The sequence below is a fragment of the Streptomyces sp. SPB074 genome (assembly GCF_000154905.1).
Taxonomy (GTDB): Bacteria; Actinomycetota; Actinomycetes; order Streptomycetales; family Streptomycetaceae; genus Streptomyces.
On the sequence record NZ_GG770539.1, the window covers coordinates 4624223 to 4626884 of the forward strand.

At 72.8% G+C, this 2662-nt stretch carries 2 protein-coding genes; one reads left to right on the forward strand and one right to left on the reverse strand.

Annotation, left to right across the window (positions count from 1 at the left end):
* Positions 1-11 precede the first annotated feature (11 nt).
* Positions 12-1421, reverse strand: a complete 1410-nt coding sequence (locus tag SSBG_RS19480) for an APC family permease (protein WP_008747790.1) — start codon at positions 1419-1421, stop codon at positions 12-14.
* 155 nt (positions 1422-1576) lie between these two features.
* Here SSBG_RS19480 and SSBG_RS19485 point away from each other — a divergent pair, with 155 nt between their 5' ends.
* Complete coding sequence (locus SSBG_RS19485) at positions 1577-2620, forward strand: 4-hydroxy-3-methylbut-2-enyl diphosphate reductase (protein ID WP_008747791.1); 1044 nt, start codon at positions 1577-1579, stop codon at positions 2618-2620.
* The last annotated feature ends 42 nt before the right edge of the window (positions 2621-2662 follow it).

Here is a 2662-nt window from a genome sequence, read left to right on the forward strand (position 1 = left end):
CCGCGGAACACCTACCGCAGCACCCGCCACTGCGTCACCAGCACCACCAGCCCGATCGCCAGCCAGATCGCCCCCACCACCTGCGCCGAGTGCGTCGCCTCCACGATCACCGCCACCGTGATCGCCGCCCCCACCACCGGGATCAGCCCGTGCCGCCACCAGCTCGGCCGCCCCTCGCCGCGCCGCACCAGGAACCAGCCGACCACGCTCGCGTGGAGGAGGGTGAAGGCGCTCAGGGCACCCACGTTCACGACCGAGCTGAGATCGTCCAGCCCCGTGTCGCGGTTCGCCGCCCACAGGGCCGCCGCGCACGTGATGACCGCAGAGAGGAGCAGCGCCACGCGCGGCACGCCGTCCCACGTACGGGCCAGGACGCGCGGCAGGCGCCGGTCGCGGCCCATCGCGAAGAGCAGCCGCCCCGCCGCCGCCTGCCCCGCGAGCGCGGCGAACGCGGCGCCGATCGCCTTGCTCACCGCGACGAGGTCGTGCAGCCAGCCGCCCACCGAGGTGTCCACCGCGTCGTAGAAGGCCGAGCCCTGCTCCTCGGGATGCGAGGCGAGGTGCGCGGACGAGACCGGTTCGAGGAGCGCCACCAGGTACGTCTGGAGGATGAAGAGCACGCCCGCGAGCGCGAGGCAGAACAGCAGCGCCCGCGCCACCTTCGCCGAGCCGCCCGTCGTCTCCTCGGCGAACGTCGCGATCGCGTCGAAGCCGAGGTACGAGAGCACCGCGACCGACACCGCCCCGACGACCGCCGAGACCGTGAACGTGCTCGTGTCGCCCGTGAACGGCGACCACCAGTCCCGCGTCGCCCCGTCCCGTACGAGGATCACGAGCGCCGACACGCAGAAGACGAGCAGCACCACGATCTCCATCGCGAGCACCGCGAAGCCCACCCGCGCGGCGGCCCGCACCCCCCACAGGTTGAGCGCCGTCGTGAGGACGACGGCCGCCGCCGTCCACACCCAGCGCGAGACGTCCGGCACGAGCGAGTTCATCGCGATGCCGGAGAAGAGGTACGCGACGGCCGGGATCAGGAGGTAGTCGAGCATCACCATCCACCCCGCGATGAAGCCCGCGTGCCGCCCGAGCCCCGCCCGCGCGTACGCGAACACCGAGCCCGCCTGCGGCACCACGCGCACCATGAGCGAGTAGCTGTACGCGGTGAAGGCCATCGCGATGGTCGCGACGACGTAGACGAGCGCGACCGCGCCGTGCGACTTCGCGTCGAGCGTGCCGAAGATGCCGACCGGCGCCATGGGGGCGATGAAGAGGAGCCCGTACACGACGAGATCGCGGAAACCCAGCTCCCGGTGGAGGCGTCCCGAGCCCGCCACCGGTGGCGGTGCCCCCGGATCGACGGCGGGACTCGCCCCCCCGGCCGGCTCCGGTCCCTCGTGCCTCGCGTGCTCGTCGCTCACCCGTGCTCCTCCTGCCTCGCCCGGCCGTCCGTGTCACGCGCACGCGCCGCGGGGGCGCGTGCGCGCCGTGGAGCGCTCCGCTCCGTACGCCTACCCGCCAGTCTGGGCTAGGTGCGCCCCCGGGTCCCGCCCGACACGGCCGTACGATGGGCGGCATGACTGCTACGCCCAGCCCGACGCCCGACCGGACCCCCGGAACGCAGGCGGCGCCGCGCGCAGGCAAACGCGTGCTGCTCGCCGCGCCGCGCGGCTACTGCGCCGGCGTGGACCGTGCCGTGATCGCCGTGGAGAAGGCCCTGGAGCAGTACGGCGCCCCGGTCTACGTCCGCCACGAGATCGTCCACAACAAGTACGTCGTGAAGACCCTGGAGAAGAAGGGCGCGATCTTCGTCGAGCAGACCGACGAGGTCCCCGAGGGCTCCATCGTCATGTTCTCCGCGCACGGCGTGGCGCCCACCGTGCACGAGGAGGCCGCCGCCCGCCGGCTCGCGACGATCGACGCGACCTGCCCCCTCGTCACCAAGGTGCACCGCGAGGCCGTGCGGTACGCGAACGAGGACTACGACATCCTCCTCATCGGCCACGAGGGCCACGAGGAGGTCATCGGCACCTCCGGCGAGGCCCCCGACCACATCACGCTCGTGGACGGCCCCGACGACGTCGCCAACGTCGAGGTCCGCGACGAGAAGAAGGTCGTGTGGCTCTCGCAGACGACCCTCTCCGTGGACGAGACGATGGAGACCGTCGACGCCCTCAAGACGAAGTTCCCCGGCCTCGTCTCGCCGCCCAGCGACGACATCTGCTACGCGACGCAGAACCGCCAGACGGCCGTCAAGCAGATGGGCGCCGACGCCGACCTCGTCATCGTCGTCGGCTCGAAGAACTCCTCGAACTCGGTCCGTCTCGTGGAGGTCGCCAAGGGCGCGGGCGCGCGCGAGGCGTACCTCGTGGACGAGGCCGCCGAGATCGACCCGGCCTGGTTCGAAGGCGTGGAGACGGTCGGCGTGACCTCCGGCGCCTCCGTCCCCGAGGTCCTGGTCGACGGCGTCCTCGCGCACCTCGCCGGGCGCGGCTACGAGGACGTCGAGATCGTCAAGGCGGCCGAGGAGTCGATCACCTTCTCGCTCCCGAAGGAACTGCGCCGCGACCTGCGCGCGGAAGCGGCGGCGCTCGCGGCCGGAGCACGGACGGCGGGCTGAGCCCTCCCGGCCTGTGCCCCGCTCGGCCCGTGCCCCGCTGCG